This window comes from Mycolicibacterium sp. MU0050 (assembly GCF_963378085.1).
GTDB classification, from domain to species: domain Bacteria; phylum Actinomycetota; class Actinomycetes; order Mycobacteriales; family Mycobacteriaceae; genus Mycobacterium; species Mycobacterium wendilense.
Genome location: NZ_OY726395.1, coordinates 3,533,355 through 3,557,347, shown reverse-complemented (window position 1 = coordinate 3,557,347; position 23,993 = coordinate 3,533,355). Strand labels below are relative to the sequence as shown.

The 23,993-nt window shown below is 70.4% G+C and carries 23 protein-coding genes; 13 read left to right on the top strand and 10 right to left on the bottom strand.

Translation table 11 applies throughout. The features are described from left to right. Positions 1–146: 146 nt before the first annotated feature. A complete protein-coding gene (gene secA / locus R2K23_RS16900; RefSeq protein ID WP_316510720.1) occupies positions 147–2,978 on the top strand; it encodes a preprotein translocase subunit SecA in 2,832 nt (943 codons plus the stop codon). A 4-nt stretch (positions 2,979–2,982) separates the two neighbouring features. On the opposite strand, the gene R2K23_RS16895 is transcribed toward secA, so the two are convergent. After that, positions 2,983–3,501: an Rv3235 family protein gene (locus tag R2K23_RS16895; protein ID WP_316510719.1), complete on the bottom strand. Its 519-nt coding sequence runs from the start codon at positions 3,499–3,501 to the stop codon at positions 2,983–2,985. Between the two features lie 181 nt (positions 3,502–3,682). Between R2K23_RS16895 and R2K23_RS16890 the strand changes: the two genes are divergently transcribed. The 4 genes from R2K23_RS16890 (at position 3,683) to R2K23_RS16875 (ending at position 8,325) form a co-directional block, all read left to right on the top strand. Beyond that, positions 3,683–5,095 carry a WS/DGAT/MGAT family O-acyltransferase gene (locus R2K23_RS16890; protein ID WP_316510718.1) on the top strand — a complete coding sequence of 471 codons (1,413 nt, stop codon included), beginning with the start codon at positions 3,683–3,685 and terminating at the stop codon, positions 5,093–5,095. Between the two features lie 68 nt (positions 5,096–5,163). Then, complete coding sequence (locus R2K23_RS16885) at positions 5,164–5,715, top strand: DUF6912 family protein (protein WP_316510717.1); 552 nt, start codon at positions 5,164–5,166, stop codon at positions 5,713–5,715. A gap of 120 nt (positions 5,716–5,835) precedes the next feature. Further along, positions 5,836–6,972, top strand: coding sequence for a ferredoxin reductase (locus R2K23_RS16880; protein WP_316510716.1), 1,137 nt, complete (start codon positions 5,836–5,838; stop codon positions 6,970–6,972). Between the two features lie 69 nt (positions 6,973–7,041). Continuing rightward, the gene (locus R2K23_RS16875) at positions 7,042–8,325 is read left to right on the top strand and encodes a fatty acid desaturase family protein (protein WP_316510715.1); all 1,284 of its coding nucleotides are present in this window, start codon (positions 7,042–7,044) and stop codon (positions 8,323–8,325) included. A 25-nt stretch (positions 8,326–8,350) separates the two neighbouring features. On the opposite strand, the gene rsgA is transcribed toward R2K23_RS16875, so the two are convergent. Both rsgA and aroA read right to left on the bottom strand, forming a co-directional pair. Then, entirely contained in the window at positions 8,351–9,346 is a 996-nt protein-coding gene (rsgA, locus tag R2K23_RS16870; protein WP_316510714.1) for a ribosome small subunit-dependent GTPase A, read from the bottom strand. 8 nt (positions 9,347–9,354) lie between these two features. Continuing rightward, complete coding sequence (gene aroA / locus R2K23_RS16865; RefSeq protein WP_316510713.1) at positions 9,355–10,644, bottom strand: 3-phosphoshikimate 1-carboxyvinyltransferase; 1,290 nt, start codon at positions 10,642–10,644, stop codon at positions 9,355–9,357. A 44-nt stretch (positions 10,645–10,688) separates the two neighbouring features. Here aroA and R2K23_RS16860 point away from each other — a divergent pair, with 44 nt between their 5' ends. Together R2K23_RS16860 and R2K23_RS16855 are read left to right on the top strand one after the other, a co-directional pair. Continuing rightward, the gene (locus R2K23_RS16860; protein WP_316510712.1) at positions 10,689–11,453 is read left to right on the top strand and encodes an SOS response-associated peptidase; all 765 of its coding nucleotides are present in this window, start codon (positions 10,689–10,691) and stop codon (positions 11,451–11,453) included. Continuing rightward, the gene (locus tag R2K23_RS16855; RefSeq protein ID WP_316510711.1) at positions 11,450–12,958 is read left to right on the top strand and encodes a class I SAM-dependent methyltransferase; all 1,509 of its coding nucleotides are present in this window, start codon (positions 11,450–11,452) and stop codon (positions 12,956–12,958) included. The genes R2K23_RS16860 and R2K23_RS16855 overlap by 4 nt, the downstream gene beginning before the upstream one ends. Here R2K23_RS16855 and R2K23_RS16850 read toward each other — a convergent pair. Genes R2K23_RS16850 through ybaK form a run of 3 tightly spaced genes read right to left on the bottom strand, consistent with a single transcriptional unit; the run spans position 12,946 to position 15,092 of the window. Continuing rightward, positions 12,946–13,731: a class I SAM-dependent methyltransferase gene (locus tag R2K23_RS16850; protein WP_316510710.1), complete on the bottom strand. Its 786-nt coding sequence runs from the start codon at positions 13,729–13,731 to the stop codon at positions 12,946–12,948. The genes R2K23_RS16855 and R2K23_RS16850 overlap by 13 nt on opposite strands. After that, complete coding sequence (locus R2K23_RS16845; protein WP_316510709.1) at positions 13,728–14,591, bottom strand: SDR family oxidoreductase; 864 nt, start codon at positions 14,589–14,591, stop codon at positions 13,728–13,730. The genes R2K23_RS16850 and R2K23_RS16845 overlap by 4 nt, the downstream gene beginning before the upstream one ends. Positions 14,592–14,600: 9 nt before the next feature. Next, positions 14,601–15,092, bottom strand: coding sequence for a Cys-tRNA(Pro) deacylase (ybaK, locus tag R2K23_RS16840; RefSeq protein WP_316510708.1), 492 nt, complete (start codon positions 15,090–15,092; stop codon positions 14,601–14,603). Between the two features lie 226 nt (positions 15,093–15,318). Between ybaK and R2K23_RS16835 the strand changes: the two genes are divergently transcribed. Together R2K23_RS16835 and rsrA are read left to right on the top strand one after the other, a co-directional pair. Continuing rightward, entirely contained in the window at positions 15,319–15,963 is a 645-nt protein-coding gene (locus tag R2K23_RS16835; RefSeq protein ID WP_316510707.1) for a sigma-70 family RNA polymerase sigma factor, read from the top strand. Beyond that, positions 15,960–16,265 (top strand): mycothiol system anti-sigma-R factor, encoded by a 306-nt coding sequence (rsrA, locus tag R2K23_RS16830; RefSeq protein ID WP_316510706.1) that lies wholly within the window; start codon positions 15,960–15,962, stop codon positions 16,263–16,265. The genes R2K23_RS16835 and rsrA overlap by 4 nt, the downstream gene beginning before the upstream one ends. Before the next feature lie 76 nt (positions 16,266–16,341). Here rsrA and R2K23_RS24885 read toward each other — a convergent pair whose 3' ends face one another. Continuing rightward, positions 16,342–16,416, bottom strand: coding sequence for a 50S ribosomal protein bL37 (locus tag R2K23_RS24885; RefSeq protein WP_396893621.1), 75 nt, complete (start codon positions 16,414–16,416; stop codon positions 16,342–16,344). A gap of 338 nt (positions 16,417–16,754) precedes the next feature. Between R2K23_RS24885 and R2K23_RS16825 the strand changes: the two genes are divergently transcribed. From R2K23_RS16825 to R2K23_RS16815, 3 genes are all read left to right on the top strand, one after another. Beyond that, the gene (locus R2K23_RS16825; RefSeq protein WP_316510705.1) at positions 16,755–18,380 is read left to right on the top strand and encodes a serine/threonine-protein kinase; all 1,626 of its coding nucleotides are present in this window, start codon (positions 16,755–16,757) and stop codon (positions 18,378–18,380) included. Positions 18,381–18,504: 124 nt separating this feature from the next. After that, entirely contained in the window at positions 18,505–18,720 is a 216-nt protein-coding gene (locus R2K23_RS16820) for a biotin/lipoyl-binding carrier protein (protein WP_316517346.1), read from the top strand. A 7-nt stretch (positions 18,721–18,727) separates the two neighbouring features. Then, positions 18,728–20,224 (top strand): sensor histidine kinase, encoded by a 1,497-nt coding sequence (locus R2K23_RS16815; protein ID WP_316510704.1) that lies wholly within the window; start codon positions 18,728–18,730, stop codon positions 20,222–20,224. A gap of 65 nt (positions 20,225–20,289) precedes the next feature. On the opposite strand, the gene whiB1 is transcribed toward R2K23_RS16815, so the two are convergent. From whiB1 to R2K23_RS16800, 3 genes are all read right to left on the bottom strand, one after another. Continuing rightward, the gene (gene whiB1, locus R2K23_RS16810; protein ID WP_068245183.1) at positions 20,290–20,544 is read right to left on the bottom strand and encodes a transcriptional regulator WhiB1; all 255 of its coding nucleotides are present in this window, start codon (positions 20,542–20,544) and stop codon (positions 20,290–20,292) included. Positions 20,545–20,781: 237 nt separating this feature from the next. Continuing rightward, complete coding sequence (locus R2K23_RS16805) at positions 20,782–21,762, bottom strand: diacylglycerol/lipid kinase family protein (RefSeq protein ID WP_316510703.1); 981 nt, start codon at positions 21,760–21,762, stop codon at positions 20,782–20,784. A 57-nt stretch (positions 21,763–21,819) separates the two neighbouring features. Then, a complete protein-coding gene (locus tag R2K23_RS16800; protein WP_316510702.1) occupies positions 21,820–22,701 on the bottom strand; it encodes a LysR substrate-binding domain-containing protein in 882 nt (293 codons plus the stop codon). A gap of 76 nt (positions 22,702–22,777) precedes the next feature. On the opposite strand from R2K23_RS16800, the gene R2K23_RS16795 reads away from it, so the two are divergent. Then, positions 22,778–23,989, top strand: a complete 1,212-nt coding sequence (locus R2K23_RS16795; protein WP_316510701.1) for an acetyl-CoA C-acetyltransferase — start codon at positions 22,778–22,780, stop codon at positions 23,987–23,989. The last annotated feature ends 4 nt before the right edge of the window (positions 23,990–23,993 follow it).

The following is a 23,993-nucleotide window of genomic DNA, read 5'->3' as shown; positions in this document are numbered from 1 at the left end:
CGGGGGTCCGACGGCTCCCGCCCGGGCCGCGAGGCCGGCCCACGGGTCGGGCGCGAGGCCGGTTGCGGGCGACTTCTCCGGGGTATATCGGCGCGTCACCTACGATGGTGCCGAGATAAAACTCCAATCCTGTAGGGGATACATCAGTGCTGTCTAAGCTGCTGCGCCTTGGTGAAGGTCGCATGGTCAAGCGCCTCAAGGGGGTGGCTGACTACGTCAACACCTTGTCGGACGACGTCGAGAAGCTCACCGACGACGAACTGCGCGCCAAGACCGACGAGTTCAAGCGGCGGATCGCCGCTGGTACCACCCTCGACGACCTGCTCCCCGAGGCCTTCGCGGTGGCCCGCGAGGCGGCCTGGCGAGTGCTGTCCCAGCGCCCGTTCGACGTGCAGGTGATGGGCGGTGCGGCGCTGCACTTCGGCAACGTGGCCGAGATGAAGACCGGTGAGGGCAAGACGCTGACCTGTGTGCTGCCGGCGTACCTGAACGCGCTCAGCGGCAAGGGCGTGCACGTCGTCACGGTCAACGACTACCTGGCCAAGCGCGACAGCGAGTGGATGGGCCGCGTGCACCGGTTCCTGGGCCTGGACGTCGGGGTGATCCTGTCGCAGATGACCCCGGTGGAGCGCCGGGCGGCCTATGGCGCCGACATCACCTACGGCACCAACAACGAGTTCGGGTTCGACTACCTGCGCGACAACATGACCCATTCGGTCGACGACATGGTCCAGCGCGGCCACAACTTCGCGGTGGTCGACGAGGTGGACTCCATCCTGATCGACGAGGCCCGGACCCCGCTGATCATCTCCGGGCCGGCCGACGGCGGCGCGGCGCACTGGTACACCGAGTTCGCTCGCATCGTGCCGCTGATGGAGAAGGACACCCATTACGAGGTGGACCTGCGTAAGCGCACCATCGGCGTGCACGAGCTCGGCGTCGAGTTCGTCGAGGATCAACTCGGCATCGAGAACCTCTACGAGGCCGCCAACTCCCCGCTGGTGAGCTACCTGAACAACGCCATCAAGGCCAAGGAGCTGTTCCACCGCGACAAGGACTACATCGTCCGCAACGGCGAGGTCGTCATCGTCGACGAGTTCACCGGCCGCGTGCTGACCGGCCGGCGCTACAACGAGGGCATGCACCAGGCCATCGAGGCCAAGGAGCACGTGGAGATCAAGGCCGAGAACCAGACCCTGGCCACGATCACGCTGCAGAACTACTTCCGGCTCTACGACAAGCTCTCCGGCATGACGGGTACCGCCCAGACCGAGGCGGCCGAGCTGCACGAGATCTACAAGCTGGGCGTGGTGCCGATCCCCACCAACCGGCCGATGGTCCGCGTCGACCAGTCCGACCTGATCTACAAGACCGAGGAAGCCAAGTACATCGCCGTCGTCGACGACGTCACCGAGCGCTACGAGAAGGGCCAGCCGGTCCTGATCGGCACCACCAGCGTGGAGCGCTCGGAGTATCTGTCGCGGCAGTTCACCAAGCGCCGCATCCCGCACAACGTGCTCAACGCGAAGTTCCACGAACAAGAGGCGAACATCATCGCCGAGGCCGGTCGGCGGGGCGCGATCACCGTCGCGACCAACATGGCCGGTCGTGGTACCGACATCGTGCTCGGCGGCAACCCGGACTTCCTGGCCGACAAGCGGCTGCGGGAACGCGGCCTGGATCCGGTCGAGACGCCCGAGGAGTACGAGGCCGCCTGGGACGAGGTGCTCGAGACCATCAAGGCCGAGGCCGCCGAGGAGGCAGACCAGGTGCGGGCCGCCGGCGGGCTCTATGTGCTGGGCACCGAACGGCACGAGTCGCGCCGCATCGACAACCAGCTACGCGGCCGCTCGGGCCGGCAGGGCGACCCGGGCGAATCCCGCTTCTATCTCTCGCTCGGTGACGAGTTGATGCGGCGGTTCAATGGCGCCACGCTGGAGTCGTTGCTGACCCGGCTCAACCTGCCCGACGATGTGCCGATCGAGGCCAAGATGGTCACCCGCGCCATCAAGAGCGCCCAGACGCAGGTCGAGCAGCAGAACTTCGAGGTCCGCAAGAACGTCCTGAAGTACGACGAGGTGATGAACCAGCAGCGCAAGGTCATCTACGCCGAGCGCCGCCGGATCCTCGAGGGCGAGGACCTGCAGCAGCAGGCGCACGACATGATGGTCGACGTCATCACCGCCTACGTGGACGGCGCCACCGCCGAGGGTTACGCCGAGGATTGGGACCTCGAGAAGCTCTGGGAGGCGCTCAAGACGCTGTATCCGGTGGGCATCGACCACCGCACGCTGCTGGACTCCGATGCCATCGGGGAGCCCGGCGAGCTGACCCGCGACGAACTGCTGGAGGCGTTGCTCGACGACGCGAAGGCGGCCTACGCGCGCCGGGAAGCCGAACTCGAGGAACTCGCCGGCGAGGGCGCGATGCGCCAACTCGAACGCAACGTGTTGCTCAACGTGATCGACCGCAAGTGGCGTGAACACCTCTACGAGATGGACTACCTCAAGGAGGGCATCGGCCTGCGCGCGATGGCCCAGCGCGATCCGTTGGTCGAGTACCAGCGCGAGGGCTACGACATGTTCCGGGCGATGCTCGACGCGCTCAAGGAAGAGTCGGTGGGCTTCCTGTTCAACGTGCAAGTCGAGGCGGCGCCGGCTCCGGCGGTGGCCCCCGTGCAGGCCCCGGCGGGGCTGGCCGCGTTGGCCGAGCAGGCGGCGCCCGCGGGCGGCGACAGCGCCCCGGCCCCGGCGGACGGCGAACGCCAGGCCGCGCCGGTGGGCTTGCGCGCCAAGGGAATCGACAACGGTGAGTCGGCGCCCGCGTTGACCTACACCGGTCCCGCCGAGGACGGCGAGGCCGCGGTGCAGCGTTCCGGCGGGCCGCAGCGCCCCGCCGCGACGGCGGGTGCCGGCGGCACCCGGCGGGAGCGCCGCGAGGCCGCCCGCAAGGCCGCGAAGGCGTCGCGCAAGGGCTGATTCGTCAGCCGATGTGCAGCGCGACGATCTGCCAGCGGTCCGGCGCCGCCCCGCGCCATTCGATGCGGCACGCGATCGCATGCGTGCGGTTGTGCCGGGAGTAGGTGGCGGCGACCTCGAAGGCCCGCGCGTCGCGGTCGCAGGGCTGCACCCGGGCCCGGCGCAGGACCGCCGCACCGCGCCGCGGACCCGCGGCACGGGTGAAGGCGAGCACCGAGTCGGCCAGCCCGGGCGGCATCAGCGCCCGCAGTTGCGTCGGCGGCCGGCGCCGGTCGATCACCTCGAGCACCGTGCGCAGCGCCGCGTCGGCGAAGGCCGCCGCGGCAGCGAAATGCCGCGACGGCGGGCGGGGCCCGGGCGGCAACGCCTCGAGGCGGGGTGCGCGCCCCGGCCGGGCCGGGCTCGGGGACGCGAGCGCGGGTGCGGCGGCGCCTCCCGCCGCGCCGATCGCGGGTTCGTAGTCGATGACCGGGATGACGATCGCGGGCGGGATGGCGGCAGCGGTACTGCTCGCAACGGTCATCTCGGCATCCTCCGGTCTGCGCGGCGAAAACGCTCGACCTGCTGGAGAGTGGCAGGAACGACGACAGTGATCGTGGCACAGTCTCGGCGGTCCGCGTGTGCACCCGTTGTGCACAACCCCCGTGGTGGCGGTTAACGTGGGACAGCAGTAGTTCGGCGGGCGAGGGGGGACGACACCGGCAATGGTGACGAGGTTGTCGGGAGCGGATGCGTCCTTCTATCAACTCGAGAACAGTTCGACGCCGATGTACGTCGGATCGTTGTCGATATTGCGCAGGCCGCGCTCCGGCCTGAGCTACGAGACGTTGCTGGACACCGTCGAGCAGCGCCTGCCCCAGGTTCCCCGGTACCGCCAGAAGGTCCGGGAGATCACCCTGGGCCTGGCGCGGCCGGTGTGGATCGACGACCCCGATTTCGACATCACCTATCACATCCGCCGCTCGGCGTTGCCGTCCCCGGGCAACGACGCGCAGCTGCACGACCTGGTGGCCCGGCTGGGGTCCCGCCCGCTGGACAAGACCCGGCCGCTGTGGGAGATGTACCTGGTCGAGGGCCTGTCGGGCAATCGCATCGCGCTGTACACCAAGAGTCACCAGGCGCTGGTCAACGGCATGGCGGCGCTGGAGATCGGGCATGTGATCGCCGACCGGACCCGCAAGCCACCGGCGTTTGGCGAGGACATCTGGATTCCGGCGCGCGAGCCCGGCACCGCCGCGCTGGTGCTCGGCGCCGTGGGGGACTGGTTCTCCGGGCCGCGGCAGCAGCTGGCGGCGGTGCAGTCCGCGGTCACCGGGATCGTCACGAACTCCGATCAGCTCGTCGACACCGGCCGGCGACTCGCGGACATGGCCCGCACCGTGGCCCGCGGTACGGCGCCCAGCAGCCCGTTGAACACCCGGGTGTCGCGCAACCGGCGGTTCACCGTGGCCAGCGGCAGCCTCGCCGACTATCGACGGCTGCGGGCGCGCTACGACTGCGACGTCAACGACGTGATCCTGGCGGTGGTCGCCGGGGCGCTGCGCAACTGGTTGCTGTCCCGGGGCGAGCCCGTCACGCCCACCTCGACGGTGCGCGCGATGGCGCCGATGTCGGTCTACCCGGAGCTGGACGACGACGGTGCGGCCGGCCCGGGGCAGGCGATCAGCGAGGTCACGCCCTTCCTCGTCGACCTGCCCGTCGGGGAGGGCAACGCGGTGGTACGACTGTCCCAGATTGCGCATGCCACCGAGTCGCACCCGACCGCGCCCAGCCTCGTCGATGCGCGCACCATCGTGACGCTGTCGGGATTCGCGCCACCGACCTTGCACGCCATGGGAATCCGCGTGGCGACCAGCTTCGCCGCGCGGATGTTCAACCTGCTGATCACCAACGTGCCGGGCGCGCAGAGCCAGATGTACGTGGCGGGCGCCAAGCTGCTCGAGACCTATGCGGTGCCGCCGCTGCTGCGCAACCAGGTGCTCGCCATCGGGGTGACGTCGTACTGCGGCACGGTGTACTTCGGAATCAACGCCGACCGGGAGGCGATGAGCGACGTCGAGGTGCTGCCCGCGCTGCTGCGCGAGGCCCTCGAGGAACTCCTGGAAGCCGCGCAGTAGGCCCCGCCGGGGTCCGTCGCCCGCGTCCCCGAGCACCTCGCCGCGCCGTGGCCCGATAGTCTGCCCGAATGCGGGTCTACATCCCGGCGACGCTGGGCATGCTGCGCCAACTGGTGTCCGAGGGCGAGTTGTTTCCGGTCAGCGGCACGGCGTTCGCGGTGACCCCGACGCTGCGGGAGGCCTACGCCGAAGGCGACGACGACGAGCTCGCCGAGGTGGCGTTGGGGGAGGCGGCCCGGGCGTCGGTGCGGCTGCTGGCCGCCGAGTCGAGCGCCGACGACGGCGCCGACGGTGCCGCGACGGCCGCGGAGCCGACGGACGCCGAACGCTCCTTGCCGTTGCGGCGGGCGGTGCTCGTGGCCGACATCGAGCCGGTGACGGTCCGGCCGGACCTCGACGACGCGGTGGTGCGGGTGGGCGCGCCCTGCCGCATCGATGCGGTGGTGGCGGCCTACGTCGACAATGCGGCCGCGGAGCCGGCCGTCCGCGCGGCGATGGCGGTCATCGACGAGGCGGATCTCGGCGACGAGGATGCCGAACTGACCGTGGGCGATGCGCTGGACCACGATCTGGCCTGGTACGCCACGCAGGAGCTGCCGTTTCTGCTCGACCTGCTCTAGCTCGCGCGCCGGGCGGGAGGTCTGGCGCGACGGTGGATACGGTACCGTAAGTTACGGTACCGTAGGTTATCTCCCGGGCTCCGGGAATCTTCATTGCACGCCACCGAGGCAGGAGCTCTCATGGCCAAGAACTACATCAAGGTCAATGCCAAGGTGGGTGACACCGTCCGGCCCAAGGTGGCCGGCGCCGACCGGCATCCGGGCTGGCAGGCGCTGCGCAATCTGGTCGGTCGGATCACCACGCCGTTGCTGCCGGACGACTATCTGCATCTGGCCAACCCGCTGTGGTCGGCCCGCGAACTGCGGGGCCGGATCCTGGAGGTGCGCCGCGAGACCGAAGACTCGGCCACCCTGGTGATCAAGCCGGGCTGGGGTTTTTCCTTCGACTATCAGCCGGGGCAGTACATCGGCATAGGTGTGCTGATGGACGGCCGCTGGCGCTGGCGGTCCTACTCGCTGACCTCGGCGCCGGTGGCCGGATCGCAGACCATCACGATCACGGTCAAGGCCATGCCGGAGGGATTCCTGTCGAGCCATCTGGTGGGCGGCGTGGCGCCGGGCACCATCGTGCGACTGGCCGCGCCGCAGGGCAACTTCGTGATGCCCGATCCCGCGCCCGCGAAAGTGCTGTTCCTGACCGCAGGTTCGGGCATCACCCCGGTGATGTCGATGCTGCGCACCCTGGCGCGGCGCAACCAGATCTTCGATATCGTGCACCTGCATTCGGCGCCCACCGAGGCCGACGTGATGTTCGCCGGCGAGTTGGCGGCACTGGCCGAGACCCACCCCGGTTATCGGTTGCGGGTGCGGGCCACCCGCACCGAGGGCCGCCTCGACCTGTCCAACCTGGACGCCGAGGTCGCCGACTGGCGCGAGCGGCAGACCTGGGCCTGCGGGCCGGAGGCCATGCTCGGCGACGCCGAACGGCTGTGGTCGGGCGGCGGACTGGACGCCGCGCTGCACCTGGAGCGGTTCGCGGTGTCGCGGGCCGCGCCACACGGCGCGGGCGGTGCGGTCACCTTCGAGCGCAGCGGCAAGACGGTCGTCGCCGACGCGGCCACCTCGCTGATGGACGCGGGGGAGCAGGCGGGCGTGCAGATGCCGTTCGGCTGCCGAATGGGTATCTGTCAGACATGCGTGGTCGGTCTGGTCGACGGACACGTGCGTGACCTGCGGACCGGCGTCGAGCATGAGCCGGGTACCAGGGTGCAAACCTGCGTGTCGGCCGCGTCCGGCGACTGCGTGTTGGACATCTGACAGCTACTCCTTGGTAACCTACGGGGTCGTAGGTTACGGTAGCGTAGGTACGACGAGAGGAGGTCGACGATGGCAATTACAGACATTCCAGCGTTCACGCACCTGACCGAGGCCGACATCGAGAGTCTGGCGGTCGAGCTGGACGCGATCCGGCAGGACATCGAAGACTCCCGTGGCGAACGCGATGCGCGGTACATCCGCCGCACCATCGCCACGCAGCGCGGACTCGAGGTGGCCGGTCGACTGCTGTTGGCGGGTAGCTCCAAGCGTTCGTTCTGGTGGGCCGGGACCGTCACGCTGGGCGTGGCCAAGATCATCGAGAACATGGAGATCGGCCACAACGTCATGCACGGTCAATGGGATTGGATGAACGATCCCGAGATCCACTCCTCGAGCTGGGAGTGGGACATGACCGGTGCGTCCAAGCACTGGCGCTTCACCCACAACTTCATGCACCACAAGTACACCAACATCCTGGGCATGGACGACGACGTGGGCTTCGGGTTGATCCGGGTGACCCGCGATCAGAAGTGGACCCCGAGCAACCTGTTCAACCTGGTGTACAACACCTTGTTGGCGGCGCTGTTCGAGTGGGGCGTCGGTCTGCAGCACCTCGAGATCGGCAAGATCTTCAAGGGCCGCGACGACCGCGCCGCCACGTTGCAGCGGATGCGCGAATTCGGCGTCAAGACCAGCCAGCAGTTGGTCAAGGACTACGTGGCGTTCCCCGCCCTGACCGCGCTGTCCCCGGCGGCGACCTTCAAGTCCACGGCCAAGGCCAACGCGGTGGCCAACATCATCCGCAACGTCTGGGCCAACGCGGTGATCTTCTGTGGCCACTTCCCTGACGGCGCAGAGAAATTCACCAAGACCGACATGGTGGGCGAGTCCCAGGGGCACTGGTACCTGCGGCAGATGCTGGGCAGTGCCAACTTCGAGGGCGGCCCGCTGCTGCGCTTCATGAGCGGAAACCTCTGCCATCAGATCGAGCATCACCTGTATCCGGATCTGCCCAGCAACCGGCTGCACGAGATCTCGATCCGGGTGCGCGAGGTGTGCGACAAGTACGACCTGCCCTACACCACCGGGTCGTTTCTGGTGCAGTACGGCAAGACCTGGCGCACCATCGCCAAGCTGTCGCTGCCGGACCGGTTCCTGCGCGACACCGCCCACGACGCGCCGGAGACCCGCAGCGAGTGGATGTTCGCCGACCTCGAACCCGATTTCGCGACCACCGATCATCGCACCGGTCGCAAGCGGGGGCTCAAGAGCGCGATCGAACGGGTGCGGGCGGCTCGAAAGGCCCGCCGCGACAGGCGCATCGAGGTCGAACGGACCGACCGCGCGGCGTGAGGAGCCGCCGCCGGCCGCCGAGTCGCTAGTTCTCGGCGCCCTCGCGCAGCGCGCGAAGTAGGTTGCGCGCCGCCGACACCCGGCCCGCCGCGGGTCCGGATAGTTCGTCGAGCGCGCACTCCGGGTCGGCGGGCGGGCCCATGTGGCCGCATCCGCGCGGACAGTCGCCGATGGCCTCGGCGAGGTCGGAGAAGGCCAGCAGCACGTCGTCGGTTTCGATGTGCGCCAGCCCGAACGAGCGGATGCCGGGAGTGTCGATCACCCAGCCGCCGCCGGCCAGCGGCAGCGCCACCGACTGGGTGGACGTGTGCTTGCCCCGGCCCACCCCGGAGACCTCGCCGATGGCCCGATCGGCTTCGGGCACAATGCGATTCACCAGGGTGGACTTGCCCACCCCGGAATGTCCGAGCAGGACGGTCAGCTTCCCGGCCAGGATCGGCTCCACGGTATCCAGCGGGTCGTCGCGGCCGGCGGTGAGCACGGTGAGATCCAGATCGGCGAACTGCGCCGCGAACGGCTCGGCCGGGGCCAGATCGGACTTGGTCAGGCACAGGATCGGCCGCAGCCCCCCGGCGTAGGCGGCGATCAGCGCGCGCTGCACCAGCCCGGCCCGCGGCGGGGGATCAGCCAGGGCGACCACGATGAGCAGCTGATCGGCGTTGGCCACCACCACGCGTTCGGTGGGGTCGGTGTCATCGGCCGTGCGCCGCAACACAGTTCGGCGCTCCCGGCGCCGGACGATGCGCGCCAGCGTGTCGGGCCGGCCGGACAGGTCGCCCACCACATCGACATCGTCGCCCACCACGATCGGGGTTCGGCCCAGTTCCCGCGCCCGCATGGCCGTCACCGGGCGCCGCGGATCGCCGCCGAGCACGCAGCCCCAGCGGCCCCGGTCGACCGTGACCACCATCGCCGACTCCGCGTCGGCATGATCGGGACGGTTCTTGGTGCGCGGTCGCGAACCCTTGCCCGGGCGGATCCGGACGTCGGACTCGTCGTAGTGATGCACCCGTCCCGCCATCGGCGGCCCTACCCCTGGCCCGCCAGCATGTCGGCCCACAGTTCGGGGAACTCGGGCAGGGTCTTGGCGGTGGTCGCGATGTCGTCGATCTCCACGCCCGGCACCCGCAGCCCGACGATGGCGCCGGCCATAGCCATTCGATGATCCGCGTAGGCGCGCCAGGTGCCGGCGTGCAGCGGGGTCGCGGTGATGGTCAGGCCGTCCTCGGTCTCCTCGCACCGCCCGCCCAGGCCGTTGATCTCGGCGCTGAGTGCCGCCAGTCGGTCGGTCTCGTGGCCGCGCAGGTGCGCGATCCCGCGCAGCCGCGAGACGGAGCCGACCTCGGCCAGGGCGGCCACCGCCGCGACCGCCGGGGCCAATTCGCCCACCTCGTTGAGGTCCACGTCGAATCCGTCGTAGGCCACCGCGCCGCGCACTTCCAGATGCGAATCCGTCTGCGACACAGTGGCATCGGCCAACCCGAGCACCCGCAGGATGGTGTCGGAGGCCTGCAGGCTCGGCGACGGCCAGCCGGTGATGCGCACCGCGCCGCCGGTGACCACCGCGGCCGACAGGAACGGCACCGCGTTGGACAGGTCGGGCTCCACCTGCCAGTGCCGGGCGCCGGCCCGGCCCGGCTCGACCCGCCACCGGTTGGGTGTGGAGTCGTCGACCTCGACGCCGGCCTGGCGCAGCATCTGCACCGTCATCGCGACGTGCGGGGCCGACGGCACGGCGGCCCCGGTGTGGCGGACCGTGACGCCCTCGGTGAACGACGGGCCGCACAGCAACAGGCCGGAGACGAACTGCGAGGAGGCCGACGCGTCGATGTCGACCGCCCCGCCGGCGACCGCGCCGGACCCGATGACCCGGAACGGCATGGCGTCGCCGTCGATGTCGACCCCCAGCGTGCGCAGCGCGGCCAGCAGCGGGGCGATCGGCCGGCTGCGGGCCTGCTCGTCGCCGTCGAACACGACGGGCACCGCGCCCAGCGCCGCGAGCGCCGGCACGAACCGCAGCACCGTGCCGGCCAGCCCGCAGTCCACCCGGGCCTCCGGGGCCGGGCTGACCGCGCCGGACACCGTCAACTCGGAGTGCTCGCCGTCGACCTCGAGGCCCAGCGTGCGCAGCGCGCCGATCATCAGATCGGTGTCCCGGCTGCGCAACGCGCCGCTGATGGTCGACGGGCCCGCCCCCTGGGCGGCGGCCAGGGCGGAAAGCAGCAGCGTGCGGTTGGTCAGCGACTTGGACCCGGGGACGGTGACGGTGGCGTGGACGGGGGTGGCCGTCTGCGGGGCGGTCCAACTGTGTTGCGGCACGGATCCATCCTGCCTTGTCGTCGTCGTCTGGAAGCATGGAGGCCATGTGTGGACGGTTCGCGGTCACCACCGACCCGGCGCTGCTGGCCCAGAAGATCCAGGCCCTCGACGAGACCGCCGGAACCCAACCGGCGGGTTCGGCGCCGAATTACAACGTGGCACCCACCACGACCATCAGCAGCGTCGTCAAGCGGCACACCGAACCCGAGGACGAGGCGACGCGCCGGGTGCGCTCGATGCGCTGGGGGCTGGTGCCGCCCTGGGCGAAGGCCGGGCCCGACGGCAACCCCGACACCAAGGGGCCGCTGCTGATCAACGCCCGAGCCGAGACGGTCACCGAGTCGCCGGCCTTCCGCAACTCGGCCAAGAACAAGCGCTGCCTGATCCCGATGGACGGCTGGTACGAGTGGATGCCGCACCGCGGCGAGGGCAAGGGCCCCAAGACCCCGTTCTACCTGCACACCGAGGACGGTGAGCAGCTGTTCGCGGCGGGCCTGTGGTCCACCTGGCGCCCCAAGGGCGCGGAGCGGGACGTCGCGCCGCTGCTGAGCTGCACCATCATCACCACCGACTCCGCCGGGGCACTGGCCGACATCCACGACCGGATGCCGCTGACCATCAGCAGAGCGGACTGGGATCGCTGGCTGGACCCAGACGCCCCGGTCGACGAGGGCCTGCTGCGCGGCCACGGTGACCTGGACCGGATCGTCGTGCGCGAGGTGTCCACCCTGGTCAACAACGTGCGCAACAACGGCCCCGAACTCATCGCCGCGGCGCCCCCGCAGCCCGAACAGGCCGAGCTCTTTTGAGCGGGTCCGGTCTGGACCCCGAAGTGCTCGACGGCCTCGGGGCCGATCTGCGCGCGGCCGACTACACCACCGCCGGGGTCGCGGCGCTGCTCGGCGAGCAGGCCGAGGCCGCCCTGGGCCGCGGGGTGTGGTGGCCGGCCCTGCACGTCACCCGCACTCCGGAGCCGGACCGCCGCCGGCTGGCGGTGCTGGTCCGGTTGTTCCTGCTGGGCACCGAGGAACCCCACGACCACGTCGCGGCGGCGTTTCCGAACGTGGGCGTGCAGGCCTTGGCGGCCAACGGCGTGCTCGAGCCGACGGGGCAGGGCACGGTGCGGGCCGTCCTGGACATCCGCCCGCACAGCGACGGGGCGCGCGACTTCCTGGTGATCTCCGATCAGGACGCCGTCCTGCGCAGCGCACCCGTGCGGCGCGACCATGTGCTGGGCATCGGTGGCGCGTCGGTGTCGCTGGCGCGGGCGGTCATCCGCACGCCCGTGGCCCGGGCGCTGGATCTGGGCACCGGCTGCGGGATCCAGGCCCTGCACCTGGCTGCGCACTGCGACCAGATCGTGGCCACCGACACCAACGAACGCGCCCTGGCGCTGGCCGCCGGGACCGCGCGGCTCAACGGTATGAGCTGGGATCTGCGCCGCGGGAGCCTGTTCGAACCGGTCGCCGGCGAACGCTTCGACCTGATCGTGTCCAATCCGCCGTTCGTGGTGGGCGCCGGGAAGACCGACTACCTGTACCGCGACTCGGGGCTGGTCGGGGACGCGGTCTGTCAACAGCTGATCGAACAGGTCGGCGATCATCTCCGCCCGGGCGGCACGGCACAGATCATGGCCAACTGGATCGTCCGCGACGGGCAGGACTGGCGGGCGCGCGTCGGCGGCTGGCTGGCCGGCACGGGTCTGCACGCCTGGGTGGTGCAGCGCGAACTCGCCGACCCGGTCAGCTACGTCTCGTTGTGGCTCGCCGACGCCGGCGAGACGGCCGCCGAGGCCGCCCGCCGCGGTGGGCAGTGGCTGGACTGGTTCGCCGAGCAGGGCATCACCGGCATCGGGATGGGCATCGTCACGCTGCGCGCACCGCTGCCGGGGGAATCCGGTGCCCCCGAGCACGTGCTGGAAGAGATCACCGAAGCCGACGAAGTTCTCACCGGTCCCGAGGTCGAGGCGTTCTTCGCCCGTCGCGCCTACCTGCGTGACACCAGCGACGAGGACCTCCTGGCCGCCCGGCTGTCCACCGCCCCGGTGTTCCTGGAAGAGCACGCACTGCCCGGAGCCGAAGGCTGGCAACAGGTTTCGGCCGCGGTGCGACGGCCCGGCGGACCGGGCGCGGTGCTGGGCGTCGACGAGGTATCCAAGGCGCTGCTGGCCGGTTGCCGCGGCGAGGTCCCGCTGGGCGCGCTGCTGGAACTGCTGGCCACCCTCCACGGGGTCGACGCCGACGCGCTCGCGCAGGCCGCCCTGCCGGTGGTGCGGGTGGCGATCGCCCGTGGCATCCTCTATCAGGCGTCGTGACGGCGCCGCGCGGTGATCAGCACGTAGGGCGCGCCGAACCGGACCGTCCCGTCCGCCTCGGTGTGCTCGCTCAGCGCCTCCCGGAAGGCCGCGGCGAGCCGCTCGCGTAGGTCGCCCTCGACGCGGCCGAACAGGTCGACGTGAACCGGAGACTCGTGGGTCAGGAATTCCATTGCGCCCGAGACGGAGTCGAATTCCCAGACGTGCTGATGAGGCTCGACGTCGACGTCGTCGAATCCGTCCGAGAGCCGCTGGCGCGCCAGCAGCGGGTCGCCCCACTGGTCGGGGGCGAACCCGGTGGCCGCGGGGCTGCCGAGGACGGCCACCATCGGGTCGTAGAACGGGTTGCGTTCGGCGCGGACCCACGACGAGAACGCGACCACGCCGTCGGGGCGCAACAGCCGCCGCAACTCGGCGACCTGCCGGGCCGGCTCCACGAAGATGATGCCCATGCTGGACACGGCCACGTCGAACGACGCGGCCGCCAACCCCGTGGCCGCGGCGTCGCCGCTGACCCACCGGACCCACCGGCCGTCGGCGGCGGCCTTGGTGGCCGCGATCTCCAGCAGCGCCGGGGTCAGGTCGACGCCGGTGACCTGCGCCCCGCGCGCGGCGGCCGCCATTGCGGCGGTGCCCGTCCCGCACGCCAGGTCGACCACGTCGGCACCCGCCAGCGGACGCCGCCGCTCGGCGGCCTCGACCGTGTGGACCGCGATGGTCCCAATGCGTTCGGCCACTGCCTCGTAGCGGCCCGCTGACCACAGCGTCGTCATGGCCCGGTGTACCCCGGCGGGTTGGGGGAGTCGACCCACAGGTCCACGCCGAGGTCCACCTCGCCCGGCGTGCAGTTGTACACCGACAGGTCGGCGACGCCGGATTCCAGCAGCACGTCCTCGCACAGCGCGGTGTTGCCGGTGTATTCGCGCGCGGGCCGGGTGAGGATCGCGTAGGCGGCGTCGGAGTACACCTCGGGCTTGCGGGACCGCTTCATCGACTCGTCGCCGCCCAGCAGGTTCTGTACCGCTGCGGTGGCCACCGTGGTGCGGGGCCACAACGTGTTCGAGGCGATGCCGTGCTCCCGCAGCTCCTCGGCAATTCCCAAGGCGCACAACGTCATCCCGTACTTGGCCATCATGTACGGGGTGGGGCGGAGCCATTTCTGCTCCAGCCGGATCGGCGGTGACAGGGTCAGGATGTGCGGATTGGCGCGGCCCTTCAGGTGCGGGATGCAGGCCTGGGACACGGCGTAGGTGCCGCGCACCTGGATGCCGTTCATCAGGTCGAAGCGCTTCAACGGCACCTCCTCGATGGAGCCGAGGTTGATCGCCGAGGCGTTGTTGACGCAGATGTCGATCCCGCCGAACTGCTCGACGGCCTTGGCCACGGCGGCGGCCACGACGTCGCCGTCGCGGATGTCGCCGAGGATCGGCAGCGCCCTGCCGCCGGCGGCCTCGATCTCCTCGGCCGCGGTGTAGATGGTGCCGGGCAGCGTCGGGTGGGGTTCGGCGGTCTTGGCGACCAGCGCGACGTTGGCGCCGTCGGCGGCGACCCGTTTGGCGATCGCCAGCCCGATACCCCGGCTGGCACCCGAGATGAACATCGTCTTGCCCTCGAGCGGGCGTTGTGTGGCCATTTCCAAACCCTAATCAGTGGCGATGTCGGCGAGTACCCCATCGGTGAGATCCAGCAGGTCCCGCGGCGCCAGCGCGATGTCCAGGCCGCGCTTGCCGGCGCTGCACAGGATGCGGTCCCAGCGCAGGGCTGTGGCGTCGATCACCGTGGGCAACGTTCGTCGCTGCCCCAACGGTGAGATCCCGCCCACGACGTAACCGGTCGAGCGCTGGGCGTCGGCCGGTTGGGCCAGGGCGGCCTTCGGCGCGCCGAGCGCCGCCGCGGCGGCCTTGAGGGACAACGTGCGCGGCACCGGCAGTACCGCGACCGCCAGGCCGGCGGGCAGCGCCAGCACCAGGGTCTTGAACACCTGGTCGGGGACCACGCCGTGGCTGCGGGCCAACTCGGTGACCGCCTCGGCGCCGAACGACGTGCTGCGCGGGTCGTGCGGGTAGCTGAGCACCTCGTGGGCGATGCCGGCGTCGATCAGGGTGCGGATCGCTGGTGTCGCTGCTCTGGTCACCGCGCCAGGGTAAACATCACCGCCGCGAACGGCGAGGAAATAGCTTCGGCCGGAAAGTCGTTTGATCCTGCAGGCCCGTTCTGCGTGGCCAGTTTGTCAGGATGCGGCCCTACGATGGGGCGGATAGGGGAGTCTGGTGTCACCGGTATGCCTGGAAACTCCAAGCGCGGCGGATCTGGTCGCGTTGTTCGGGTGTTCGATGACGGAAGGGACTGTGTCAAACACGATGACCGACATCGACGGTGAAACCGCCACGGCGGTAGCGCACGAGGAGACCGACGCCGAACTGACGGCGCGCTTCGAACGGGATGCGATTCCGCTGGTCGATCAGCTCTACGGCGGCGCGCTGCGGATGACGCGCAATCCCGCCGATGCGGAGGATCTGCTGCAGGAAACCATGGTCAAGGCCTATGCGGGCTTCCGCTCGTTCCGGGCGGGGACCAACCTCAAGGCCTGGCTGTACCGGATCCTGACCAACACCTACATCAACAGCTATCGCAAGAAGCAGCGCCAGCCCGCGGAGTATCCGACCGAGGAGATCACCGACTGGCAGCTGGCGGCCAACGCCGAGCACTCGTCGACGGGTCTGCGCTCCGCTGAGATGGAGGCGCTGGAGGCGCTGCCGGACACCGAGATCAAGGAAGCGCTGCAACAGTTGCCTGAAGACTTCCGGATGGCGGTTTACTATGCCGACGTAGAAGGTTTCCCCTATAAGGAGATCGCCGAAATCATGGATACGCCGATCGGGACCGTCATGTCCCGGCTGCACCGCGGCCGGCGCCAGTTGCGGGACCTGCTGACCGACGTCGCCAAGGACCGCGGCTACATCCGGGGCGCGCAGGCTGCGACGCCCGAGGAGGTGTCCTCATGAGTTCCGGGTTCGACGACAAGGAGCGCTGGGAGCCGCCGGCCGGACTGGATGATCCCGAGCATCCCGCCTGCGCGGCCGTGATCGCCGAGGTGTGGACGTTGCTCGACGGTGAATGCACCGCCGATTCGAAGGAGCGGTTGCAGCAGCACCTCGACGAGTGCCCCGCCTGCCTGCGGCATTACGGGGTCGAGGAGCGGATCAAACGCCTCATCGCCACCCGGTGCAGCGGTGAGAAGGCGCCGGAGGGGCTGCGGCAGCGGCTGCGGCTGGAGATCAGCCGGACCACGATCCGGCGTACCTAGTCAGGATCGAAAAAGACCGCCCGGATTCGGAGGAATCCGGGCGGTCTTTTTCGTCGGCGCCGTGGCGCCGGGCGGCTTACGCGTTGGGCCGCTTGCCGTGGTTGGCCTTGCTGTGCTTGCGGTCCTTCTTCTTACGGCCACGCTTGGCCATGTCATACCTCCAGGTTGATGATGTGTCGGATACCCGACCACGCGGTGCCCGCAGGGCGGGCCCGCTGAGCAGTGCCCCCATTGTCGCACGTATCGCCGCCGGGACCGGAATCGCCCGCGGGTGGCGGGGGCGGCGCCGGGCCGCTGGTCGGCGCAACGACCCCGCCGATCGGCGCAACGACTCTGCGCCGCCCGCCGATTTGTAGGGTGAAGGTCGATGGCCCGGGCGCATCCCGGGTACCCCGGCCGCGCGGCCCGACCGCTGGGGCGGGCCCGCCCGGCAGCGTCCGCGAGGCAGCAGAACCGCGCCCCCGCCCAACGAATCGAAAGGACTGCGCCATGTCTTCCGCTCACGGCGGCTCGCGGGTCGGGACCCGATTCGGCCCCTACGAACTGCGGTCGGTGATCGGCGTGGGCGGCATGGGCGAGGTCTACCGCGCCTATGACACCGGCAAGGAGCGAATGGTCGCGGTCAAGCTGCTGCGCGCGGAATTGGCCGCCGACCCCAAGTTCCAGGAACGCTTCCGGCGCGAATCCCGCGCCGCGGCGCGGCTGCAGGAACCGCACGTGATCCCGGTCCACGACTTCGGGGCCATCGACGGTGTGCTGTACATCGAGATGCGCCTGGTCGACGGGCCCAGCCTGCGGGACCTGCTGTACCGCGACGGCCCGCTCGACCCGCGCCGGGCAGCGTCGATCGTCACCCAAGTGGCCTCGGCATTGGATGCCGCGCACGCCGACGGCCTGGTGCATCGCGACATCAAGCCGGAGAACGTGCTGCTGACCGCCGATGACTTCGCCTACCTGGTGGACTTCGGCATCGCCCACGCCGGCGGTGAGGCGAGCGTGACGATGACCGGCATGGTGGTCGGATCGGCGGCCTACATGGCGGCCGAGCGGTTCAGCGGCAGCGGCCCGCCCGGCCCGTCCGCCGACGTCTACTCGTTGACCTGCCTGCTGTTCGAAGCGCTCACCGGGCGGCCGCCGTTCCCGGCGCGTGATCTGCAGCAGTTGTTGGGCGCGCACATGTTCGCCCCGCCGCCGCGGCCCAGCGCCGTGCGCCCGCAGCTCGGCGTGGCCTTCGATGACGTCATCGCGCGTGGCATGGCCAAACAACCCGCCGACCGGTTCGGTTCGGCCGGCGAGTTGGCTGTCGCGGCCGCCGCGGCCGCCGCGGCGGCGGGCCCGGTGCGCCCCGCTGCGGTTGCGCCGGCAGGGCCGACCGACACCCGCCAGTTCACCTCGCTGTATGCCAACCCGGACGCGACGGGTTACACCCCTTATCCGCCGGCGCCGGCGCCCGCGCCCGCGCCGGCGCCCGCGCCCCGACCCAAGCGCCGGTCGGGCGCCGGGCCGGTGGCGCTGGCGGCGGTCACCGCGGTGCTGCTCGGCACCGCCGCGGTGCTGGCCGTGCTGTTGGTGAGCGGCGACGGCGACGGCGACGGCGGGCTCGCCGCGCCGGGCCCGCTGACGGCTCCGCCGACGACTGCGCCCACCACGACAACCCCGACCACCACGTCCCCGACGACAACGTCCCCAACGACAACGTCCCCGACGACCACGGGCCCGACCACCACCACCCCGACGACAACCCCCACGGACACCCGGGAGCGAAGAACGCCCCGGGGCCCGGCCCGGATGGCCGGCGCCGACGCGCAGGGTTTCGTCGGGCATTCGGCGCGCTGCGATCCCGGCAGTGCACCGGCGGCGATGATCCGCACGCCGCAGTCCCTGGCGGTGATCTGCCAGACGGGACCGGACGACTTCTATTACCGCGGCGAGCGGTTGCGCGACGGGGCCGCCCTCGAACTGAGCGGCGCCGTGCCCGCCGGCGACGGCTTCGATGCCGTCAACCCCGCCGACGGCGCGCGCTATCAAGTGCGGCCCGACGGCTTGACCATTCTCAGCGACCGCGGGGTCGATTCGGCCGAGCCGGCCCTGCAGTACGCCGCCGAGCGGCCGTAGTTCGCTGCGCCGCCGACCCGAATCTCGGGCGGGGGTCGGGCGGGCCCCGATCCGCCTGTGGTTCGATAGAGCGTCAGTAGCACCGGTGGACGCCGCCGTCCGTGGGAATGATTGTGGGGTGAAGATGGCCGAGGATGTTCGCGCGGAAATCGTGGCCAGCGTGCTCGAGGTCGTGGTCAACGAGGGTGACTCGATCGGCGAGGGAGACACCGTGGTGCTGCTGGAGTCGATGAAGATGGAGATTCCGGTGTTGGCCGAGTCCGCGGGGACCGTCACCAAGGTGAACGTCAACGTCGGTGACGTGATCCAGGCCGGGCACCTCATCGCCGTGATCAGCTAGTAGGCGCATGTCGACCCTCGGTGAGCTTCTTGCCGAGCACACCGTCCTGCCGGGCGACGCCGTCGACCACCTGCACGCCGTGGTCAGCGAGTGGCAGTTGCTGGCCGACCTCTCCTTCGCCGATTACCTGATGTGGGTCCGCCGCGACGACGGCGACCTGGTCTGTGTCGCGCAGTGCCGGCCCAACACCGCGGCCACCGTCCTGCTGGCCGACGCGGTGGGCACCACCGCCGCCGCCGAGCAGCTGCCGCTGGTCGCGGCCGCGTTCTCCTCCGGTGCCATCGGCCACGATCGGGATCCCAATCCGGCACTGACCGACCGGACCGGGCTCAACGTGGAAGCGGTCCCGGTGCGGCACGGCGACACCGTGGTGGCGGTGCTGACCCATCAGACGGCGCTGGCCGCGTTGCGGCAGTCCAGCCCGCTGGAAAGCGCCTACCTCGATTGTGCGGACGACCTGTTGCACATGCTGTCCGAGGGGACCTTCCCCGATGTCGGTGACCTGGCCGCGTCCTGGTCGAGTCCGCGGGTGGGTGACGGTTTCATCCGCCTCGACGGCAACGGCAACGTGCTGTTCGCCAGCCCGAACGCGCTGTCGGCCTATCACCGGATGGGTCTGACCGCCGAGCTGGAGGGGCAGAACCTCATCGCCGTCACCCGCCCGTTGATCTCCGATCCGTTCGAGGCGCAGGAGGTCGTCGAACACGTCCGCGCCTCGCTGGACGGGGGATCGAGCATGCGCATGGAGGTCGATGCCGGCGGCGCGGCGGTGTTGCTGCGGACCATCCCGCTGCTGGTGCACGGCGCCGCGGCCGGGGCCGCCGTCCTGGTGCGTGATGTCACGGAAATCAAGCGCCGGGATCGCGCCCTGCTGAGCAAGGACGCGACCATCCGCGAGATCCACCATCGGGTGAAGAACAACCTGCAGACCGTGGCCGCGCTGCTGCGGTTGCAGGCCCGCCGCAGCAGCAGCCCGGAGAGCCGGGAGGCGCTGATGGAATCGGTGCGGCGGGTGACGTCGATCGCCCTGGTCCACGACGCCCTGTCGATGTCGGTGGACGAAGAGGTCAACCTCGACGACGTCATCGACCGGATCCTGCCGATCATGAACGATGTGGCCTCGGTGGACGCGCCGATCAAGATCACCCGGGAGGGCGCGCTGGGGGTGCTCGACGCCGACCGCGCGACCGCGCTGATCATGGTGATCACCGAATTGGTGCAGAACGCTCTCGAGCACGCCTTCGACGCCGATGCCCCGCGCGGGTCGGTGACCATCCGCTCCGAGCGGTCGGCGCGCTGGCTCGATGTCGTCGTGCACGACGACGGCCGGGGGCTGCCGGAGGGCTTCCGCCTGGAGCAGTCCGATCGGCTGGGCCTGCAGATCGTCCGCACGCTGGTGTCGGCCGAACTCGACGGTTCATTGGACATGCACGAGGTGCCCGCCGGCGGCACCGACGTCGTGCTGCGGGTACCGATCGGACGGCGGCCGCGGCTGCCGCAGTGACCGACCCCGCCCACAACGATGGCCCCGGCGATTGCCGGGGCCATCGTGTGAAGATGCTTGCTTCGTCAGACTCCGGTGCGGGTCCGGGTCCGGGCGTTGCGGCGCTTGAGCGCGCGGCGCTCGTCCTCGCTCATGCCGCCCCAAACGCCGGCGTCCTGCCCGGACTCCAGCGCCCAGCTGAGGCACTCGGTGGTCACCGGGCACCGGTTGCACACGAGCTTCGCGTCAGCAATCTGCGCGAGCGCAGGACCGCTGTTCCCCACCGGGAAGAACAGTTCCGGATCCTCGTCACGACAGACCGCCTTGTGCCGCCAATCCATGCGAAATACTCCTAACTGGGGCGCGCGGGGAGGCACGCCATTAATTGTTCTCGGGCTAACACGTGCACCTGAATGTTTCTGCACTGTTGCATCTGATAGTTCCAGAGGCTGAAGAGATGTCAATAGAACTCAGTTAACACGTGGGCAATGTCACTGCCGGGGGTCGTTCGCGATTGGGCTACCCGTTTGTACTAGGATTACACACACTTACGCCCGAAAAATCTGACCCGGTTGCTGTCACTGCAGGTCAGGCGGGGTATTCGCCGGTGGGGCCACGACGTCCAACGCATCGGGAACCGACCGGAAGCGCATGGTTTTCCGCTCGCCGAGGTAATCGCCGTCGATCTGGGTGGCCACCGGCGTGGCGCTCGTCACTGTCACAGATCGGACATCATCGGAGCGAATCAGGTGCTTCGCAGCCAACTTGGGGCGTTTTGACAGCATTTGGCGGACCAGGCCCAGATTGCGCCATACGCTCATGCTCGTCGTGGCGAACACCCCGAGGTTCGTCTCGAAGCTGGTGCCCGGGTTCGTCCAGACCGGACGCTTGTTGGCGTAGGTCCACGGACTCGAGTTGGACACGAAGACGAAGTGCACGCCCTCGAGCGCCTCGCGGTCGGGCAACTGGAGCGTGAGCCGGGGTGCGCGCCGGGCGCTGCGCAGCACCGCGGGGATGGCGACCCGGATGTAGCGCGACGCGCTCACGCCCTTCTGCTTGCGGCTGCGGTTACGGTGCGACTCCACGGCGGCGACCACCTCGCCGTCCACTCCCACTCCCGCGGTGAAGACGCCCCAGCGTTCGCCGCAGTCCATCAGTCCGATCCGCCGCCAATTCCGTTTCGGGCCAACGGAATCCAGCAGGTCGACCAGCGTATTGGTGGCCTCGATGGGGTCGGGGGAGATGCCCAGCGAGCGGGCGAAGACATTGGCCGACCCGCCGGGGACCACGGCGACGGCGGGCGCGTGCGCGCTGCGCAGTGCACCGGGCGGGCCGAGGATGCCGTTGACGACCTCATTCACCGTGCCGTCACCGCCGTGCACGATGACGACGTCGACGCCGTCGGCGGCGGCCCGGGCCGCGATCTCGGTCGCGTGCCCGGCGTGGTTGGTGTGCTCGACGGTGAGCCGGACCCGGCTCTCCAGCGCGTGGGCCAGCAGATCGCGGCCGGCAGCCGTCGTCGAGGTGGCATTGGGGTTCACGATCAGCACGGCACGCACGGGCCATCAGCCTAACGGGCGGTCGACGCCGGCTCGTCATTCCGCACGAGCGGGCGCTCAGGCGATGGTGCGCAGGACGGCGAGCACCCGTTCGATGAGGGGGGAGGTGTTGGCGGCCATGCGGGCAGCGACCAGTTCGACGCCCAGGGTGTCCGGCAGCAACGGCAGATAGCGCACGCCGGCGATGTCGAGGGCCGCGGTCGGGTCGGGCACCACCGCGGCGCCCAATCCGGCGGCCACCAACGTGACCAGTGTGGAGGTCTCCATCACCTCGTGGCGCACCCGGGGGACGAAGCCGGCGTCGGCGCAGATCGCGGCCAGCACGTTGCCCATCACCGAGCGGCCACCCCCGGCGTGCGCGACGAAGTCCTCGTCGCGCAGGTCGGCCATCCGCAACTCCGCGCGGGCGGCGAGCCGGTGCCCCTCCGGCAGCGCCACCAACAGCCGGTCGCGGCGGATCACCTCGGTGCGCACGCCGGTGTGTTGTACGGGCGGGCGCAACAGCGCCAGATCGATCTCGCCGGTGGCCAGCGCGGCCAGCTGCGCCGGCGCCAGCATCTCGCCACGCACGCTGACCTCCACGCCCGGCAGGGCCTCGCCCAGGGCGCGGACCAGCGACGGCAGCAGTGAGTACGTCGCCGAGCCCACGCAACCGACGGCCAGCAGTCCCTCGGTCCCCGCGGCGATGCGACGGGCCTGTTCGCCGGCGTCGTCGACGGCGGCCAGGATGCGCACCACGCGCTGCAGGTAGGCCTCGCCGGCGGGCGTCAGCTCCACGGTGCGCGTGGTCCGCGCCAGCAACGCGACCCCGAGTTCGGCCTCGAGGGCGCGGATCTGCTGGGACAGCGGGGGCTGGGCGATGTGCAGGCGCTGGGCGGCCCGGCCGAAGTGCAGCTCCTCAGCGACCGCCCGAAAGTACCGGAGATGACGCAATTCCACATCCAGACTTTAACGCTCTTAATCAGAGCAATCTAAGTACTTCAGAATATCGTCGCAGGCACCTACCGTCGAAGGCATGGACGTTGTGATCTGTAGCCCGGTCCGCACCCCGGTCGGGCGGATGGGCGGGGCGCTGGCCCAATTGAGCGCCGCCGAACTGGCCACCACCACGCTGCGCGCGCTGATCGACCGCACCGGACTCGGCGAGGGCGACGTCGACGATGTGGTCCTGGGCAACGGTTACGCCAACGGCGAGGCGCCGGCGATCGGCCGGATCGCCGCGCTGGACGCCGGGCTGGGCATCGGGGTGCCGGGGGCGCAGGTCGACCGGCGCTGCGGATCCGGCCTGCAGGCGGTGCTCTACGCGGCCGGCCAGGTCGCCACCGGCGCGGCGCGGCTGATCGTCGCCGGCGGCGCCGAGTCGATGTCGAACGTCGAGCACTACGCGCTGGGGCTGCGCACCGGAGTACGCCAGGGCCCCGTCGCGCTGGCCGACCGGCTGGACCGGGCCCGCGAAACCGCGGGCGGCGCCAGCCATCCGATCGCCGGCGGCATGATCGAAACGGCCGAGAACCTGCGCCGCGAGTACGGCCTGACCCGCGCCGACCAGGACGAGCTCGCGGTGCGCTCACACCACCGCGCGATCCGCGCCCATGACGACGGACGTTTCGCCGAGGAGCTGATCCCGATCACCATCGGCGGCCGGCGCGGCAAGCCCGACACGGTGGTCGACCGCGACGAGCATCCCCGCCCCGACATCAGCGTCGAGCGGCTGGCCGAACTGCGGCCGATCCGCGGCAAGGTCGACCCGGAAGCCACCGTCACCGCGGCCAACGCCTCCGGCCAGAACGACGGCGCCGCCATGTGCGTGGTCACCACGGCGGCCGAGGCCGGCAAGCGCGGCCTGACCCCGCTGCTGGCGCTGCGCTCCTGGGCGGTCACCGGCTGCGCGCCGGAGACCATGGGCCTCGGCCCCGTCGGCGCCACCGCGGCCGCCCTCGACCGGGCCGGGCTGACCCTCGACGAGATCGACCTGATCGAACTCAACGAGGCGTTCGCCGCGCAGGTCCTGGCCGTGCTGGCCGAATGGAAGCTCGACGCCGACGACGACCGGCTCAATCCGTGCGGTTCGGGCATCTCGCTGGGGCACCCCATCGGGGCCACCGGCGCGCGCATCCTGGCCACCGCCGCATACGAGGCGCGCCGTCGGCAAGCCCGGTATGTACTGGAAACCATGTGCATCGGCGGCGGGCAGGGCCTGGCCGCGGTCTTCGAAACAGTGAGGTGAACGA

Coding starts and splice junctions, on each gene's coding strand:
- R2K23_RS16895 (WP_316510719.1), bottom strand. CDS start 3,501: ATGACCGTTGCGAGCAGTACCGCTGCCGCCATCCCGCCCGCGATCGTC.
- R2K23_RS16890 (WP_316510718.1), top strand. CDS start 3,683: ATGGTGACGAGGTTGTCGGGAGCGGATGCGTCCTTCTATCAACTCGAG.
- R2K23_RS16885 (WP_316510717.1), top strand. CDS start 5,164: ATGCGGGTCTACATCCCGGCGACGCTGGGCATGCTGCGCCAACTGGTG.
- R2K23_RS16880 (WP_316510716.1), top strand. CDS start 5,836: ATGGCCAAGAACTACATCAAGGTCAATGCCAAGGTGGGTGACACCGTC.
- R2K23_RS16875 (WP_316510715.1), top strand. CDS start 7,042: ATGGCAATTACAGACATTCCAGCGTTCACGCACCTGACCGAGGCCGAC.
- rsgA (WP_316510714.1), bottom strand. CDS start 9,346: ATGGCGGGACGGGTGCATCACTACGACGAGTCCGACGTCCGGATCCGC.
- R2K23_RS16860 (WP_316510712.1), top strand. CDS start 10,689: ATGTGTGGACGGTTCGCGGTCACCACCGACCCGGCGCTGCTGGCCCAG.
- R2K23_RS16850 (WP_316510710.1), bottom strand. CDS start 13,731: ATGACGACGCTGTGGTCAGCGGGCCGCTACGAGGCAGTGGCCGAACGC.
- R2K23_RS16845 (WP_316510709.1), bottom strand. CDS start 14,591: ATGGCCACACAACGCCCGCTCGAGGGCAAGACGATGTTCATCTCGGGT.
- R2K23_RS16835 (WP_316510707.1), top strand. CDS start 15,319: ATGACCGACATCGACGGTGAAACCGCCACGGCGGTAGCGCACGAGGAG.
- rsrA (WP_316510706.1), top strand. CDS start 15,960: ATGAGTTCCGGGTTCGACGACAAGGAGCGCTGGGAGCCGCCGGCCGGA.
- R2K23_RS16825 (WP_316510705.1), top strand. CDS start 16,755: ATGTCTTCCGCTCACGGCGGCTCGCGGGTCGGGACCCGATTCGGCCCC.
- R2K23_RS16820 (WP_316517346.1), top strand. CDS start 18,505: ATGGCCGAGGATGTTCGCGCGGAAATCGTGGCCAGCGTGCTCGAGGTC.
- R2K23_RS16815 (WP_316510704.1), top strand. CDS start 18,728: ATGTCGACCCTCGGTGAGCTTCTTGCCGAGCACACCGTCCTGCCGGGC.
- whiB1 (WP_068245183.1), bottom strand. CDS start 20,544: ATGGATTGGCGGCACAAGGCGGTCTGTCGTGACGAGGATCCGGAACTG.
- R2K23_RS16795 (WP_316510701.1), top strand. CDS start 22,778: ATGGACGTTGTGATCTGTAGCCCGGTCCGCACCCCGGTCGGGCGGATG.